The sequence below is a fragment of the Streptomyces cathayae genome (assembly GCF_029760955.1).
In the GTDB taxonomy this organism is placed as follows: domain Bacteria; phylum Actinomycetota; class Actinomycetes; order Streptomycetales; family Streptomycetaceae; genus Streptomyces; species Streptomyces cathayae.
This window is the reverse complement of the sequence record NZ_CP121682.1, coordinates 6,943,841-6,959,456: the sequence shown is the minus strand read 5'-3', so window position 1 is coordinate 6,959,456 and position 15,616 is coordinate 6,943,841. Positions and strand designations below refer to the sequence as shown.

13 protein-coding genes are annotated in these 15,616 nt (G+C 70.9%); 8 read left to right on the top strand and 5 right to left on the bottom strand.

Features of this window, described 5'->3' with window-relative positions; genetic code table 11:
• Positions 1-140: 140 nt before the first annotated feature.
• The 3 genes from PYS65_RS31890 to PYS65_RS31880 form a co-directional block, all read right to left on the bottom strand.
• Positions 141-437: a helix-turn-helix domain-containing protein gene (locus PYS65_RS31890; protein WP_279337413.1), complete on the bottom strand. Its 297-nt coding sequence runs from the start codon at positions 435-437 to the stop codon at positions 141-143.
• A 215-nt stretch (positions 438-652) separates the two neighbouring features.
• Complete coding sequence (locus tag PYS65_RS31885) at positions 653-2,212, bottom strand: glycoside hydrolase family 53 protein (RefSeq protein WP_279337411.1); 1,560 nt, start codon at positions 2,210-2,212, stop codon at positions 653-655.
• A gap of 114 nt (positions 2,213-2,326) precedes the next feature.
• Complete coding sequence (locus PYS65_RS31880) at positions 2,327-4,348, bottom strand: beta-galactosidase (protein ID WP_279337410.1); 2,022 nt, start codon at positions 4,346-4,348, stop codon at positions 2,327-2,329.
• Positions 4,349-4,532: 184 nt separating this feature from the next.
• Between PYS65_RS31880 and PYS65_RS31875 the strand changes: the two genes are divergently transcribed.
• From PYS65_RS31875 to PYS65_RS31855, 5 genes are all read left to right on the top strand, one after another.
• Positions 4,533-5,855, top strand: coding sequence for an extracellular solute-binding protein (locus PYS65_RS31875; RefSeq protein ID WP_279337409.1), 1,323 nt, complete (start codon positions 4,533-4,535; stop codon positions 5,853-5,855).
• Positions 5,852-6,829 (top strand): carbohydrate ABC transporter permease, encoded by a 978-nt coding sequence (locus PYS65_RS31870; protein WP_279337408.1) that lies wholly within the window; start codon positions 5,852-5,854, stop codon positions 6,827-6,829. The genes PYS65_RS31875 and PYS65_RS31870 overlap by 4 nt, the downstream gene beginning before the upstream one ends.
• Positions 6,826-7,719: a carbohydrate ABC transporter permease gene (locus PYS65_RS31865; protein WP_279337407.1), complete on the top strand. Its 894-nt coding sequence runs from the start codon at positions 6,826-6,828 to the stop codon at positions 7,717-7,719. The genes PYS65_RS31870 and PYS65_RS31865 overlap by 4 nt, the downstream gene beginning before the upstream one ends.
• On the top strand, positions 7,716-8,747 hold the full coding sequence (locus PYS65_RS31860; RefSeq protein WP_279337406.1) for a LacI family DNA-binding transcriptional regulator: 1,032 nt from the start codon (positions 7,716-7,718) through the stop codon (positions 8,745-8,747). Before PYS65_RS31865 ends, PYS65_RS31860 begins: the two co-directional genes overlap by 4 nt.
• Before the next feature lie 70 nt (positions 8,748-8,817).
• Positions 8,818-9,207: a MarR family winged helix-turn-helix transcriptional regulator gene (locus tag PYS65_RS31855; protein WP_279337405.1), complete on the top strand. Its 390-nt coding sequence runs from the start codon at positions 8,818-8,820 to the stop codon at positions 9,205-9,207.
• A 36-nt stretch (positions 9,208-9,243) separates the two neighbouring features.
• Here the strand turns inward: PYS65_RS31855 and PYS65_RS31850 are convergent, their stop codons facing one another.
• Positions 9,244-9,648 (bottom strand): SseB family protein, encoded by a 405-nt coding sequence (locus PYS65_RS31850; RefSeq protein ID WP_279337404.1) that lies wholly within the window; start codon positions 9,646-9,648, stop codon positions 9,244-9,246.
• A gap of 234 nt (positions 9,649-9,882) precedes the next feature.
• On the opposite strand from PYS65_RS31850, the gene PYS65_RS31845 reads away from it, so the two are divergent.
• Both PYS65_RS31845 and PYS65_RS31840 read left to right on the top strand, forming a co-directional pair.
• The gene (locus PYS65_RS31845; RefSeq protein ID WP_279337403.1) at positions 9,883-11,328 is read left to right on the top strand and encodes a glyceraldehyde-3-phosphate dehydrogenase; all 1,446 of its coding nucleotides are present in this window, start codon (positions 9,883-9,885) and stop codon (positions 11,326-11,328) included.
• A gap of 184 nt (positions 11,329-11,512) precedes the next feature.
• Complete coding sequence (locus tag PYS65_RS31840; RefSeq protein WP_279337402.1) at positions 11,513-12,487, top strand: hypothetical protein; 975 nt, start codon at positions 11,513-11,515, stop codon at positions 12,485-12,487.
• Positions 12,488-12,521: 34 nt separating this feature from the next.
• Here the strand turns inward: PYS65_RS31840 and PYS65_RS31835 are convergent, their stop codons facing one another.
• Positions 12,522-14,177 (bottom strand): FAD-dependent monooxygenase, encoded by a 1,656-nt coding sequence (locus tag PYS65_RS31835; protein WP_279337401.1) that lies wholly within the window; start codon positions 14,175-14,177, stop codon positions 12,522-12,524.
• Positions 14,178-14,422: 245 nt separating this feature from the next.
• On the opposite strand from PYS65_RS31835, the gene PYS65_RS31830 reads away from it, so the two are divergent.
• A complete protein-coding gene (locus PYS65_RS31830) occupies positions 14,423-15,556 on the top strand; it encodes a SchA/CurD-like domain-containing protein (RefSeq protein ID WP_279337400.1) in 1,134 nt (377 codons plus the stop codon).
• The last annotated feature ends 60 nt before the right edge of the window (positions 15,557-15,616 follow it).

Sequence of the window (15,616 nt, the reverse complement as noted above, 5' to 3'; positions counted from 1 at the left end):
GGCCCGGACGTGCGGGCGCGCGCCTCCACAAGCAGGGACCGTCGGCGGTGTGCCGCGGTTCGGGGACGGCGGGCCCCACCGCCGCGCCACGGGACGCGCTCGCGGCCGAAGGCCAGCGTAACGCCCGGGGCGCGCGAGGGTCACTTCACGCTGCCGTGGCCGTCGCGCGGTGGCGTGTGCCACCAGCCCTTCGCGAACACCGCCGCGACCTCGGCGATCCGTACCTCGTCGCGCCGGTAGTGCGGGCGTCCGGCGATGTGGCCGGTGCGCAGCAGGCCGACGGCCGTGAACAGCCGGAGGTGGGCGAGGGCCACGGGGCGGGGCATGCCGAAGCGGGCGGCGACGGCTTCCGCGGTGACGCCGTGCGCGGCGTGGCCGGGTTCTCCCAGCCACGTCAGGATCTGCAGTCGGGTCCCGTCCGCGGGAGTCCTCGGCATGCCGTCCACCTCCGTCCCGGTGTCCTCTCCGGGCACGTCCACTGTCCCGCGACCGGGGCCCCGTGTCATGCGCTCCGGCACCTTGTCCGAGAGTCGGCCCCCTGTCCACAAGGGGGTCGAACCGCACATCACCTCGAGGCAACGGGCCCTGCCGCACAGGTACCGCGTGGGCGGCAGGGCCCCGCCGCGGCTCAGGAACTCAGGGACTCAGGGACTCACCGGTGGCGGAACCACGCCGTCGCGGGCAGCGCCCGGTCGTCGTAGCCGAACAGCGCCTGGTTCTCCCAGCCGTTGCCGGAGGCCGGGTCGGCCGGGTCCCAGCCGTTGCCGGTGCGTGCGGTCCAGGTGGCCTCCCAGTAGAAGACGCCGAGGCCGCGTCCGTTCGGGACGGCTTCGACGATGCTCGCCACGTCGTTCATCCAGCGGGTCTGGCCGGTGGTGGACGCCGGGTAGCCGGGGACGAGTTCACCGTCGAGGTCGATGATGTTCTCGTGGCCGTCCTCGCTGTCGAGGCGGAACGGGTACGCCGTCTCGGCGAGGAAGACGGGTTTGCCGTACCGGGCGGCCGCGTCGTCCAGGGTGGTCTGGAAGTCGTGCAGGGTGCCGTGCCAGTAGCCGTAGTACGACAGGCCGACGGCGTCGAACCTCACGCCGTGGGAGACCGCGTTGTCGAACCACCAGCGGGTGCCGTCGAGGTCACCGCCCTCGGCGAGGTGCAGGGCGGCGACCGTGGAGGGGCTGACCGCCTTGACCGCGTCGTAGCCGGAGTTGAGCAGTCCGGCGAGCTGGCTCCAGTTGTTCGTGGAGCCCTCGTTCCACAGCATGCCGCCGTTGGTCTCGTTGCCGACCTGGACCATGTCCGCCGTGGTGCCCTGCGCCTTGAGGGCGCTCAGGACGTCGTACGTGTGCTGGTACACGTCCGTCTTCAACCGGCTGTAGGAGTGCCCCGACCAGGCCGCGGGCTTGGTCTGCTTGCCCGGATCGGCCCAGGTGTCCGAGTAGTGGAAGTCGACCAGCAGTTTCATGCCCTGGGCCTTGACCCGCTTCGCCAAGGCGAGGACGCGCGCCTTGTTGTTGTAGCCGTCGGCCGGGTCGACCCAGACCTTCAGCCGGGCGTAGTTCATTCCGGCGGATCCCAGGAGGGCGACGCCGTCGCCGGCGGTGCCGGAGGCGGTCCGGTAGACGCCGCCCCGGTCCTCGCTCTTGGGCAGGGACGAGATGTCGGCGCCCTTGATCGTCAGGCCGGAGGTGCCCGGGGTGAAGGTCAGGTCGTCGACGTTGATCCAGTTGCCCGCGTTCGCGTCGCTGGTGACGCTGATCGTGCACTGGTTGTTCGTCACCCTCACCGGCACGACGATCCGTATCCAACCGGAGTCGGACACCGGCAGATCGGTGCGCTGCTCGGCGCCGCCGCAGTTCTTCAGGGCGAGGTGGGCGGCGTTCTGGCCGCCGCCGGAGCGGACCCAGGCGGTGAGTCTGTGGTCGCCGTTGGTCAGGCCCGACAGGTACTGGTACGTCTCCACCTTGTAGGCGGAGGACGACCAGTGGGAGAGCCGGTGGCCGCCGTCGCGGCCGCCGGACTCCGTGTACGAGGCGGCCGTGTCGCCGTACTCGGACCAGCCGGCCGGGGTGGCGGCGCCCGAACCGCCGGTCTCGAAGCCGCCGTTGGTGAGCGTGCTCGCGGCCGTGGCGGTCTGGGCGGGCAGTGCGGTGAGGGAGAGTCCCGCGGCGAGCGGCAGCAGCAGGGCCCGGAGTGTGCGTCTGGGATGGAACATGGGTGTTCGTCGTCCCTTCGACGTGGGGAGGGGGGTGCCCCGCGCCCCGGGGAGGGAGTGGGGCCCCCTCCGCCCGCGGCCGGTGTGCTCACGCGGGCGGAGGGGAGTCGTGGCTCAGGCGTCGAGTCGTACGACCCGGACGGTTCCGGCCGGGACCGGGAGGCGGCCCGCGGCGCGCTCACCGGTCAGCAGCTCGGTGCCGGGGGCGTCGAGCGGCACCTTGGCGTCGGTGGCGGTGTGGTTGATCGCGAACAGGAAGCTGCCCGACTCGCCCGTGCGGCGCACCACTTCGACGTCGCGGGGCAGGTCGGTGCGCGGGGCGGTCCGGGCGTCCTCGGCGGCCCGGCCGAGGAGGGCGGCGAGGCCCTCGGCGCCGAGCCGGGTGGAGACGTACCAGGCGGTGCCCTCGCCGAGGCGGTGCCGGGTGACGGCGGGACGGCCGGCGGTGAGGCCGTCGGCGTACGTCCACACGGTCTCGGCGCCCCGCGGCACCACGAACTCCGTCCAGACGTCGGCGTCGAGTTCCGCCCCGTCGGGGCCGGTGAGGCGGACCCGCTCGCCCCGCAGCAGGGGGGAGAACTCCTCGACGGTCAGGCCGAGGACGTCGCGCAGGGCGCCCGGGTGGGGGCCCTCGTGCACGGCGTCGTGCTCGTCGACGATGCCGGAGAAGTACGACACGACGAGGGTGCCGCCGCCTTCGACGTACTCCCTGAGGTTGTTCCCGGCCGCCTCCGTCATCAGGTACAGGGCCGGTACGACGACCAGGGGATACCTCGACAGGTCGGCTTCGGGGTGGGCGAAGTCGACGGTGAGGTGGTGGTCGTAGAGGGCCTCGTAGTAGGCGTCGGCGCGTTCGCGGGCGTCGTGGTCCTCGCTGGGGCGCCAGTCGAGGTGCTGTGCCCACCAGGACTGCCAGTCCCACAGCACGGCCACGTCGGCCTCGGTACGGGTGCCCCGGACCGGCGCCAACGAGTCGACGGCGGCTCCGAGTTCGGTCACCTCGCGGAAGACGCGGGTCTCGGTGCCGCCGTGCGGCAGCATCGCGGAGTGGAACTTCTCGGCGCCGCGCCGGGACTGGCGCCACTGGAAGAACATCGCGCCGTCGGAGCCGCGGGCCACGTGGGCCAGGGAGTTGCGGGCCATCTGGCCGGGCGCCTTGACGGGGTTGCGGGGCTGCCAGTTGACGCCCGAGGTGGAGTGCTCGAGCAGCAGCCAGGGGGCGCCGCCGCCGACGGAGCGGGTGAGGTCGGCGGCCATGGCGAGGTTGACGTGGGTGCGACGGCCGTCGGTGATCAGATAGTGGTCGTTGGTGACGAGGTCCACCTCCCGGCCCCAGGCCCAGTAGTCGACGGAGTCGCACTGGCTGAGGGCGGTCATGAAGTTGGTGGTCACCGGGACGCCGGGTGTCAGGCGGTGCAGGATGTCCCGCTCGGCGGTGAAGTTCTCGCGCATCGTGGCGTCGGCGAACCGCCGGTAGTCCAGCGCCTGGGCCGGATTGCCGACCGTGGGGGTCGCGCGCGGCGGGTTGATCTCCTCGAAGGAGGCGTAGCGCTGGCCCCAGAAGGCCGTCCCCCAGGCCTCGTTGACGGCTTCGACGGTGCCGTAGGCCGCCACCAGCCAGCGGCGGAAGTGGGCGGCGCAGGAGTCGCAGTAGCAGGCGGAGACGGGGACGCCGTACTCGTTGTGGACGTGCCACATCGCGAGCGCGGGGTGGTCGCCGTAGCGTTCGGCGAGCCGGGTGGTGATGTCCGCGGCGGCGGCCCGGTAGTCGGCGTTGCTGTGGCAGATGGCGCCGCGGGAACCGAACTCCAGGCGCACGCCGTCCGCGGTGACCGGCAGCGCGTCGGGGTGGGCGCGGTAGAACCAGGCGGGGGGCACCACGGTGGGCGTGCCCAGGTCGACGCGGATGCCGCCTGCGTGCAGCAGGTCCAGGCTGCGGTCGAGCCAGCCGAAGTCGTACCCGCCGGGTGAGGGTTCCAGCAGGGCCCAGGAGAAGATCCCGACGCTCACCATGGTGACGCCGGCCTCCCGCATCAGCCGGACGTCCTCGTCCCAGACGGTCTGTGGCCACTGCTCGGGGTTGTAGTCCCCACCGAAGGCGAGCCCGGTGAGGCCCCTGGGGGTGGTCTCCGGCATGGATTCTCTCCCGATGTGTCGATGTTCTGAGAACGTGCACACACATTCTCGGCGGCTCGAAGCCAACATAACCGCAGAGCAACAACCATTGACAAGCGTCCGATGTGTTTCTCTACTGTGAACGCTCACAGAAGCATGGCTGGTCTTCGCCCCGGGCGGAGGCCCCAGGTCAGGGGAGAGATCCATGCCGTACACGAAGCGTCGTCGCCTCGTGAGTTCCGCCGTCGCCGTCACGCTCGGCGCCTCCGCGCTCGCCGCCTGCGGCTCGTCGTCCGACGACGACGGCGAGGCCCGGTCGGGCCCGGTCTCACTGACGTACTGGACCTGGACCCCCGGCATGGACAAGGTCGTGGACCTGTGGAACAAGGGGCCGGGCAAGAAGGAGCAGATCACCGTCACGGTGAAGAAGCAGGCGTCCGGCGACACGCTGGTCACCAAGATCCTCACCGCGCACCAGGCCGGCAAGGCGCCCGACCTGGTGCAGGCCGAGTACCAGGCGCTGCCCACCCTGGTCAGCAATGACGCGCTCGCCGACATCGGCGACACGGCGGGCGACGCCAAGAGCAAGTTCGCCGAGGGTGTCTGGCAGCAGACCACGCTGGGCACGGACGCCGTCTACGCGGTCCCGCAGGACATCGGGCCGATGATGTTCTACTACCGCGAGGACCTGTTCAAGGAGTACGGCCTCACCGTCCCGGCCACCTGGGACGAGTTCGCGAAGACCGCGCGCAAGCTGAAGAAGACGGCGCCCGACAAGGACCTGACCACCTTCTCCGCCAACGACTCCGGACTGTTCGCGGGCCTCGCCCAGCAGGCCGGCGCCCGGTGGTGGACGACCTCCGGTGACCAGTGGAAGGTCGGCATCGACGACGAGGCGACGAAGAAGGTCGCCGAGTTCTGGGGCGGCCTGGTCAAGGAGGGCGCCGTCGACAACCAGCCGATGTACACCCCGGCCTGGAACAAGGCGCTCAACACCGGCAAGCAGATAGCGTGGGTGAGCGCCGTGTGGGCGCCGGGCACGCTGACCACGGCGGCCCCCGACACCGAGGGCAAGTGGGCCATGGCCCCGCTCCCCCAGTGGGACGAGGGCGACAGCAGCACCGGCAGCTGGGGCGGCTCCTCCACCGCCGTGACCACGGACTCGAAGAACAAGGACGCCGCCGCGAAGTTCGCCGCCTGGCTGAACACCGACGGCGAGGCGCTCAACGCGCTGGCGAAGGAGGGCGGCATCTACCCCGCCTCCACCTCGGCCCAGCTCAGCGGCGCCTTCGCCAGCCCGCCGGAGTACTTCTCCAACCAGCCCGACTTCTACGCCAAGGCCGCCGAGATCGCGAAGACCACCGCGCCCTCCGCCTGGGGGCCGAACGTCAACGTCGCCTACACGACCTTCAAGGACGCCTTCGGCTCCGCCGCGAAGAACAAGTCGGACTTCACCGCCGCCCTGGACACCATGCAGGCGGACACGGTCGCCGACCTGAAGAAGCAGGGCTTCGGAGTCGCGGAGTGAGATCCCCGGCCCGCCGGAGGCCGTACGGGGTCGAGAGGGCCCCGTACGCCCACCCGTCTCCCACCGCCACCCTCAGACGAGCGCGAAGCGCCCCCTACGTCTTCCTTGTCCCCGCGACCCTCCTGTTCCTCCTGTTCTTCGCGCTGCCCATCGGGTACGCCGTCTGGCTCAGCTTCCGCAAGGTGCGGGTCTCCGGCCTCGGGCTGGGGGCCGGCTCCCGCGAGGAGGTCTGGGCCGGACTGGAGAACTACACCGGCGCCCTGTCCGACAGCGAACTGCTGAACGGCGCGCTGCGCGTGCTCGGTTACGGCGGCATCGTGGTACCGGTCATGCTGGGCCTGGCCCTGGTGTTCGCGCTGATGCTGGACTCCGAACGGGTCCGGCTCGCTCCCTTCACCCGGCTCGCGATCTTCCTGCCGTACGCCGTTCCGGGCGTGATCGCGGCCCTGCTGTGGGGCTTCCTCTACCTGCCGGACGTGAGCCCCTTCTCCTTCGTGCTGGACCGGCTCGGTCTGCCGCAGCCGGATCTGCTGGACGGCGGCCCGCTGTATCTGGCGCTGTCGAACATCGCGGTCTGGGGCGGCACCGGCTTCAACATGATCGTCATCTACACCGCGCTGCGGGCGATCCCGGCCGAGGTGTACGAGGCGGCGAAGCTGGACGGCGCCGGCCCGCTGCAGATCGCGCTGCGGATCAAGATCCCGATGGTGGCGCCCTCGCTGGTGCTGACCTTCTTCTTCTCGATCATCGCGACGCTCCAGGTGTTCAACGAACCGACCACCCTCAAACCGCTCACCAACTCCGTGTCCACCACCTGGAGTCCGCTGATGAAGGTGTACCAGGACGCCTTCGGTAACGGCGACCTCCACGCGGCAGCCGCCCAGGCGACCATCATCGCGCTCGCCACCCTGGTGCTGTCCTTCGGCTTCCTGCGGGCCGCGAACCGGCGCACCAAGCAGGAGGCCGCACGATGAGCTCCCTCGCCCTGCCCGAGGCCGAGCCCGCGGCCGGCACCGCCCGCGGTCCGGCGCGCCGCCGCCGGACCGCGCTGATCCCGACCGTGACCCTGCTGCTGGGCGCGCTGTACTGCCTGCTGCCGGTCGCCTGGGTGGTCGTCGCGTCCACCAAGTCCGGCTCGGAACTGTTCTCCACCTTCACGTTCTGGCCCGGCACCGGCTTCGCGGAGAACATCTCCGACCTCGGCGCCTACCGCGACGGCGTCTACTGGCGGTGGATGGGCAACTCCGCCCTGTACGCCGGTCTGGGCGCGCTGCTGTCGACGTGCGTGTCGGCGGTCAGCGGCTACGCGCTGGCGGTCTACCGCTTCCGGGGCCGCGAGGCGCTGTTCAGCGTGCTGCTCGCGGGTGTGCTGATGCCTCCGGTGATCCTCGCCGTCCCGCAGTACCTGCTGCTCGCCGAGGCGGACCTCACCGACTCCTACCTGTCCGTGCTGCTGCCGCAGATCCTCTCCCCGTACGGGGTCTACCTCGCGCGGATCTACGCCGCGGCCGCGGTGCCGGCGGACGTGGTGGAGGCCGGGCGGACGGACGGCGCGGGCGAGTGGCGCATCTTCACACGGGTGGCGCTGCCGATGATGGTGCCCGGTCTGGTGACGGTCTTCCTGTTCCAGTTCGTGGCGATCTGGAACAACTTCCTGCTGCCGTACATCATGCTCAGCGACGACGAGAAGTTCCCGATCACCCTCGGTCTGTACACGCTCCTCGAGCAGGGAGCCAACACCCCGGCGCTGTACACCCTGGTGATCACGGGCGCGTTCCTCGCGGTGTTCCCGCTGGTCGCGCTCTTCCTGGTCATCCAGCGGTTCTGGAGCCTGGACCTGCTCTCCGGGGCCGTAAAGTCATGACCATGAGCAACACGGGGGGCAGGCGCAAGCCGCCGACGATCCACGACGTGGCGCGCGAGGCCGGTGTCTCGCGCGGCACCGTCTCGCGCGTGCTCAACGGCGGCCACTACGTCAGCCCCGCCGCGGCTCAGGCGGTCGACGCCGCGATCCGCAAGACGGGTTACGTCGTCAACCGGCACGCCCGCTCACTGATCACCGGCCGGTCGGACTCGGTGGGCTTCCTGCTGACGGAGCCGCAGGAGCGGTTCTTCGAGGACCCCAACTTCAACGTCCTGCTGCGGGGTTGTACGCAGGCACTGGCCGCGCACGACATTCCGCTGCTGCTGATGATCGCCGGGACGCAGGACGAACGGCGGCGCATCGTGCGGTACATCACCGCGGGGCACGTGGACGGGGTGCTGCTGGTCTCCAGTCACTCGGGCGATCCGGTGGCCGAGGAGCTGCGGGCGGCGGGCGTGCCGCTGGTCGCGTGCGGCAAGCCGATCGGGTTGGGCTCCAAGGTGAGTTACGTGGCCGCGGACGACCGGGACGGTGCCCGTGACATGGTGCGTCACCTGCTGGACCTGGGCCGGCGCAGGGTGGGCGTGGTGACGGGGCCGCTCGACACACCGGGCGGGGTGGAGCGCCTCGCCGGGTACCAGGAGGTGCTCGCCGAGGCCGGCCTCGAGGCCGACGGGCGGCTCGTCGTCTCCGGTGACTACAGCCGGGCCAGCGGTGAGGCGGGCGCGGAGCGGCTGCTGGCCCGCGCGCCGGACATGGACGCCGTGTTCGTCGCCTCCGACCTGATGGCGCAGGGGGTGCTGACGGCGCTGCACCGCGCGGGACGCCGGGTGCCACAGGACGTGGCGGTCGGCGGCTTCGACGACTCCCCGGCCGCCGTCGCCACCAGCCCCCGTCTCACCACGATCCGCCAGCCCTGGGACCGCATCAGCGCCGAGATGGTGCGGGTCCTGCTGGCCCGGATCGGCGGCGAGGAGCCGGCCGCGGTGATCCTCCCGACGGAACTGGTGAAGCGCGAGTCGACGTAGCGCACCGGCACCGCCCGTCGGTGGGAACGCACACGGTCGTTGAAAAACCAACGAGTGTTACCGTTCACCTATGGCAGCTGAGGCGGTGGACTCGCGGCTCGAGGAGCGGTGGCGGGAGATCCTGTCGGTGCACGCGCGCACCCTCGCCGAGATCGACCGCACGCTGCATCCGTACGGTCTGGGGGCCTCCGACTTCGAGGTGCTCGACATCCTGGCGACCTCCCCGCCCGCGGAGGGCGAGCACTGCAGGGTGCAGAACCTGGCCGGGCGGATCCACCTCAGCCAGAGCGCGCTGTCCCGTCTCATCGCCCGGCTGGAGAAGGACGGCCTGGTCGTCCGGAGCGCCTGCGCGGAGGACCGGCGGGGCGTGTATGTGACGCTCACCCGAAAGGGCCGCGATCTGCACGCCGAGGTGCTGCCGCTGCAGCGCGCGGCCCTCACCCGCGCGCTGGGCGGATAGCCCCCGCCGCCACCCGGGGCGGCCGCGGCGGCACCTCTAGGGGCGGGCCAGCAGGGTGCGGACGCCCTCGGACGTCAGCGTGAGGCGGTGTTCGGAGCTGCCGTCGATGGTGAGGGACAGCTCGTCGGCCGGCCACTGCGCGGCCAGGGCGCCGAGCGGTACCAGACGGTAGCGGGAGACGAACGGGAGCAGTCCCGACATCTCCAGTTCCGAGGTGAACACGGGCACCACCTGGATGCCGTCCGGCTGTTCCATCACCGGCAGCGCGACGGCGCCGGGGTCGGCGGCCGTCTCGTCGCCCGTGTCGTCGGGCACGGGGATCAGTACGTCACTGTCGGCGAGGGCGTCCAGAGCCGCCGTGTCCTCGGTGTTCTCCGAGAGAGCGTCCAGAGCCCGCTGGGCGGGCGTGGGTCCGTTGTTCTCGTGCGCGGGTGTCTCCATGGCTGTTTCCCTCGTAGCGGTGGTCGTACGGACCGCCCCGGACCGGATCGGTGATCGGTGATCGGTGATCGGAACAAGATCCGCTCCGGGCACGGTCCTGCACGCGTACCCGATCGCGCGGGACACAACCCTGCCGGAAGGACACCCCCGGAGAGGCCGGCAGGACACCCCCTGAGAGCCCCTTGACCCGCATGGTTATCATATGAGCGCCGCCTAGCTCGAAAGATAAATCCTGTGACTGTCAACGAAGACTCGTTCACCAACTGGAAGCACCGCGAGGAAATCGCGGAGTCGATGATCCCGATCATCGGGAAGCTGCACCGCGAGCGGGACGTCACCGTCCTGCTGCACAGCCGCTCCTTGGTGAACAAGTCGGTGGTCTCCATCCTCAAGACCCACCGCTTCGCCCGCCAGATCGCCGGCCAGGAACTCTCGGTCACCGAGACGCTGCCGTTCCTCCAGGCCCTCACCACGCTCGACCTCGGTCCGTCCCAGATCGACCTCGGCCTGCTCGCCGCGACCTACCGGACCGACGACCGGGGACTGTCGGTGGCGGAGTTCACCGCCGAGGCCGTGGCAGGTGCCACCGGCGCCAACAAGATCGACCGCCGTGAGCCGCGCGACGTCGTCCTCTACGGTTTCGGCCGCATCGGCCGGCTCCTCGCCCGCCTGCTCATCGAGAAGTCGGGCTCGGGCAACGGTCTCAGGCTCCGTGCCGTCGTGGTCCGCCGGGGCGGTGAGCAGGACATCGTCAAGCGGGCCTCGCTGCTGCGCCGCGATTCGGTGCACGGTCAGTTCCAGGGCACGATCACCGTCGACGAGGCGGCCGGCACGATCGTCGCCAACGGCAACACGATCAAGATGATCTACGCCGACGACCCGGCGCAGGTGGACTACACGGCGTACGGCATCAAGAACGCCATCCTCATCGACAACACCGGCAAGTGGCGCGACCGCGAGGGCCTCTCGCAGCACCTGCGCCCCGGTGTCGACAAGGTCGTGCTGACCGCCCCCGGCAAGGGCGACGTGCCCAACATCGTGCACGGCGTCAACCACGACACCCTCAAGCCGGACGAGCAGATCCTGTCCTGCGCGTCCTGCACCACCAACGCGATCGTCCCGCCGCTGAAGGCGATGGCGGACGAGTACGGCGTGCTGCGCGGCCACGTGGAGACCGTCCACTCGTTCACCAACGACCAGAACCTGCTGGACAACTACCACAAGTCCGAGCGCCGGGGCCGCTCCGCGCCGATGAACATGGTGATCACCGAGACCGGTGCCGCCTCCGCCGTCGCCAAGGCACTGCCCGACCTCGAGGCGACGATCACCGGCAGTTCGATCCGGGTCCCCGTACCGGACGTGTCCATCGCGATCCTCAACCTCCAGTTGGGCCGCGCGACCAGCCGCGCCGAGGTCCTCGACCACCTCCGCGACGTGTCGCTCACCTCGCCGCTGAAGCGTCAGATCGACTTCACCAGCGCCCCCGACGCGGTCTCCAGCGACTTCATCGGCTCGCGGCACGCGTCGATCGTCGACGCCGGCGCCCTCAAGGTCGAGGGTGACAACGCGATCCTCTACCTCTGGTACGACAACGAGTTCGGCTACTCGTGCCAGGTCGTCCGGGTCGTCCAGTACGTCTCCGGCGTGGAGTACCCGACCTTCCCGGCACCGGCTCCCTGACCGGCGGACGGAGCGGCAGGGCGGGGTGGGACCGGCAAGCGGTCCGGCCCCGCCCCGCCGGTGTTCGCCCTGCTCGGGCCCCATGTGCCCACCTGGTGGACGCATAACGTGACCTTGAGGGCCGGATCGGTAACGATCGTCTCGTACCGGTTGCCCGGCCCGGTAAAGTTCCTAGTCTGCGGGCATGTCCCTCTTCAGTAGTCGTACCGGTAAACGTCCCCGCATCGTTCCCTCCCTCGACGACGCCGACCTCGCGCGCGTCCTCAAGCAGTTGAACAAGCGCGGTGGGAGCGTCAAGCAGGCGGAGGTGACACTCGTCGCCACGCTTCTCGAGGAGACCGGGAGCGACTGGGACCGGCGCGGCCACCGTGTCTCCGTACTGGCCGACGCGACGGCCGAGTCGGGGTCGGACCTGGCGTCCTCCTGGCTGGCCAAGTATCCGGGGAGCCCCGACGCGCTGGTGTTCCACTCCAGGGTCGGCCTGGCCCGCGGCCTGCGGGACAGACACCTGGAGGAAGCGGGGCAGTTGGTGGCCCAGTGTCATCGGGCCGCGGAGCTGAACCCGGCGGATCCGTTGCCCTGGGTGACCCTGCTCGGCATGGCCCGGATCGAGCAGTACGCGCAGAGCGAGGTCAACGCCATCTGGCGGGAGGCCACCGGACGCGACCGCTGGCACCGTGAGGCGTATCTGCAGATGCTCGCCCATCTGTCGCCGGAGGAAGGCGGTTCGAGTGCGGCCGTCCTCGACTTCATCGATGTGGTGCGCGCCCGGATACCGGCCAACGCGCCGTGCGCCGCGATCGAGGTGACCGCGGCCGTGCGGCAGTACCAGGGACTGGTGGCGCAGGGCGGTGTCCGGGCCATGACAGCAGGTCAGCTGTGGAAGGGCGGACAGATCGCGGCCTCACTGGAGCAGGCCGCCTCCCTCTGGGCGAAGCCCGGCTTCTTCCAGCACGCGGCGGCCCAGGCGGATCTGAACGTGCTGGCGTACGCGCTGTGCGCGGCCGGCCGGGCCGCCGACGCGTACCCGGTGTTCCAGGCGCTTCAGGGCATGGTGACCCCGTGGCCGTGGAACGACGACGGGCCGGCGGTCCAGCGGTTCGAACAGCACCAGGCCAAGGCGGAGCGGGGGCGGCAGGGCGGCGTCGGAGGGGCTTGACGCCTCCGCTCCGTATCTCTCGTCAGTCCACTCGTCAGTCCTGTCGCCGGGCCAGGATCGCCGCGACGGCGTCGTGCAGCGCCGTCGCGGCGTCCACAGCGGCCTCTTCGGAGCGCCATGCCACGAACCCGTCGGGGCGGACCAGGACCGCGCCGGCCTCGGTGACGCCGTGGGCCTGCGCCCAGTCCACGTCGGCGTCCGGCGTCAGGTCAGCGGTCGGACCGCTGCCGATCCGGTACGAGTCGAGCGGCACCGGCAGGCGCTTCGCCACCTGCTCCGCGGCGGTGTGCCAGGCGCCGTCCTCGGAGCTGAGCAGCACCAGTGACCGCTCGTAGAGGTCGACGGTGGAGACGCGGGCGCCGGCGCGGTCCAGCCACAGGTGGGGGGCCCGGCTGCCGGGCTCCCCCGCCAGCTGCAGGCCCTCGGGGACGACCGGCGCCGCCGGGTCACTGCCGAGGACCGCGCCCCGCGGATAGCGGTAGCCCAGCGCCACGGTGAGGATTCCGCCCTTCGGGCCCTTGCCCCCGGCGCCCGCTGCGGGCGTGTAGCCGGGGTGACTGTGCTCGACCGAGCGGTTCGAGGCGCGGGCGCTGGTCGCCTCCGCGACCGGACGGCGCTCGGCGTCGTAGGAGTCCAGCAGTCCGGGTCCCGCCCAGCCGCCGAGGACGGCGGCCAGTTTCCAGGCCAGGTTGTGCGCGTCCTGGATGCCGGTGTTGGAACCGAACGCCCCGGTGGGCGACATCTCGTGGGCCGAGTCACCGGCGAGGAACACCCGGCCGTCGGCGTAGCGTTCGGCGACCCGTTCGGCGGCGTGCCACGCGGCCCGGCCGGTGATCTTGACGTCGAGGTCGGGGGCTCCGATCGCCCGCCGGATATGGGCGACGCACCGCTCGTCGGTGAACTCCTCGAAGGTTTCGCCGTGTTCGGGGTGCCAGGGGGCGTGGAACACCCAGTTCTCGGCGTTGTCGACCGGGAGCAGCGCCCCGTCGGCCTCCGGATTCGTGAGGTAGCAGAGGATGAACCGCCGGTCGCCGACGATGTCCGCGAGGTCGCGGGAGGAGAAGGTGACGCTCACGTTGTGGAACAGGTCGCCCGGTCCGTTCTGCCCGATGCCGAGCCGCTCCCGGACAGGGCTGCGCGGGCCGTCCGCGGCGACCAGGTAGTCCGCCCGGATGGTGGTGTGCTCGCCGGTCTCCCGGCTCTTGACCCGCGCCGTCACACCCTCGCCGTCCTGGTCGAACGACATCATCTCGGTCGCGAAGCGCAGGTCGCCGCCGAGTTCGCGGGCGCGCGCGAGGAGCACCGGCTCGAGGTCGTTCTGACTGCACTGGCACCACCCGCCGGGGCTGAACCGGGCCAGTCCGCCGCCAGGGTCGATCTCCTTGAAGAGCCACTCGCCGTCACCCTCCACCAGGCTCGGCGTCTGCATGATCCCGTGGTTGTCCGCGAGGACCGACGCGACCTCCCTGATCTGCTGTTCGACTCCGGCCACCCGGTACAGCTCCATGGTGCGCACGTTGTTCCCGCGCCCGCGCGGGTGGATCGACGTGCCCGGGTGGCGTTCGACGAGCGTGTGCGGCACGCCCAGACGTCCCAGGAACACGGACATGGACAGGCCCACCAGGGAGCCGCCGACGATCAGGACGGGCGTGCGGTGGCCGATCTCGTCGGCCGTTTCCGAACGGTTCATTGGACTGCCTCCAGCCTCGCCCGCGACGGGCGGTGGAAAAGGACGTCGGATCCATGCCCGGTACGGGCCGTTCCGCGTCCTGGCGGCACCCGGTTGACGCGGGGTTCACCCTCCTGCCCCGTGGCGCTCGCGCACATCGCGGGGCACGTCGACGATCGGTGCAGGGCGACCCCGGACCTTCGGATGCGGCGGCCGTTCCCGACCTCGTGAAGAACCTTCCGTGAAGAAGAGGAGAGGTGCACCGGATGACCACCACGGGACGTATGACGGGACGCATACCGCAGTCGGCGTTCGACGGCTCCAGGCTGCGGGTGATCCTGATGCTCGACCTGTACGACGGGGCCCAGGAACAGTTCCTCGACGCGTACGAACACATGAGCAGCATGATCGCGTCCGTCCCCGGTCACATCAGTGACCAGCTCTGCCAGTCGATCGAGAACCCCTCGCAGTGGCTCATCACCAGCGAGTGGGAGAGCGCCCCGCCCTTCCTCGCCTGGGTGAACAGCGAGGAGCACATCGAGACCGTCCGCCCGCTGCACAGTTGCGTCCGCGACACGCGGTCGATGCGCTACAGCGTCCTGCGCGAGATGCGGGACGGCCGGCCGCTCACCGGGCAGGCCGCCGCGAACCTCCAGGCACAGGCCCGCGTGGGCGAGGGTGTGGCCCGGCACGCTCTCACCTTCACCGTCAAGCCGGGCACCGAGTCCAAGGTCGCGAAGCACCTGGCCGGGTACGCGGCCCCCGAAGCCGCGCTGAACGACAGCACGCAACTGCGCCGCACCTCCGTGTTCATGCACGGCAACCGCGTGGTGCGGACCATCGAGGTGGAGGGCGACCTGGCCACGGCGCTGCGCCACGTGGCCGATCAGCCCGAGACCCAGGCGGCCGAAGAGGCCATCAACCCCTATCTGGAGCATGCCCGGGATCTCGGCGATCCCGGCTCCATGCGCGTGTTCTTCACCAGGGCCGCGCTCCCCGCCGTGCACCACGTCGACCGGCACGGGCCCCGGCCGGCGGGTCTGCGGCGGCACGCGCTGTACTACCCGGCCGTCGAGGGCCGTGGGGAGGAACTGGCCCGGTTCCTCTCCCGCCAGGACGAGGCCGCGGCCGACGAGCCGGACGGCCCGGTGTACTCGAGCACCGTCTTCCAGCGCGACAACGTCGTGGTCCGTCTGATCGACGCCACCGGCGACCTCGACCTCGACCCCCTCGCGGCGCTCGGCATCAAGGGCGCGGGGAAGGCGGCGGAGCTGGAGCGGCTCCTGGACGGCGCCGCGGTCGGCGTCGAGGGCCCGCTGGACTCGGAGCGCACCATCAACCGGCTGCTGTCGCACGCCGACATGCTGCCCGTCACCGACCGCAGCACGGCGGATTCCTGACGGCACACCGTGGGGACGTCCGCGGCCCGCGCGTCCGGACGTCCCCGCCACACCCGGAGG

Coding starts and splice junctions, on each gene's coding strand:
- PYS65_RS31835 (WP_279337401.1), bottom strand. CDS start 14,177: ATGAACCGTTCGGAAACGGCCGACGAGATCGGCCACCGCACGCCCGTC.
- PYS65_RS31875 (WP_279337409.1), top strand. CDS start 4,533: ATGCCGTACACGAAGCGTCGTCGCCTCGTGAGTTCCGCCGTCGCCGTC.
- PYS65_RS31860 (WP_279337406.1), top strand. CDS start 7,716: ATGACCATGAGCAACACGGGGGGCAGGCGCAAGCCGCCGACGATCCAC.
- PYS65_RS31850 (WP_279337404.1), bottom strand. CDS start 9,648: ATGGAGACACCCGCGCACGAGAACAACGGACCCACGCCCGCCCAGCGG.
- PYS65_RS31890 (WP_279337413.1), bottom strand. CDS start 437: ATGCCGAGGACTCCCGCGGACGGGACCCGACTGCAGATCCTGACGTGG.
- PYS65_RS31840 (WP_279337402.1), top strand. CDS start 11,513: ATGTCCCTCTTCAGTAGTCGTACCGGTAAACGTCCCCGCATCGTTCCC.
- PYS65_RS31855 (WP_279337405.1), top strand. CDS start 8,818: ATGGCAGCTGAGGCGGTGGACTCGCGGCTCGAGGAGCGGTGGCGGGAG.
- PYS65_RS31865 (WP_279337407.1), top strand. CDS start 6,826: ATGAGCTCCCTCGCCCTGCCCGAGGCCGAGCCCGCGGCCGGCACCGCC.
- PYS65_RS31880 (WP_279337410.1), bottom strand. CDS start 4,348: ATGCCGGAGACCACCCCCAGGGGCCTCACCGGGCTCGCCTTCGGTGGG.
- PYS65_RS31830 (WP_279337400.1), top strand. CDS start 14,423: ATGACCACCACGGGACGTATGACGGGACGCATACCGCAGTCGGCGTTC.
- PYS65_RS31885 (WP_279337411.1), bottom strand. CDS start 2,212: ATGTTCCATCCCAGACGCACACTCCGGGCCCTGCTGCTGCCGCTCGCC.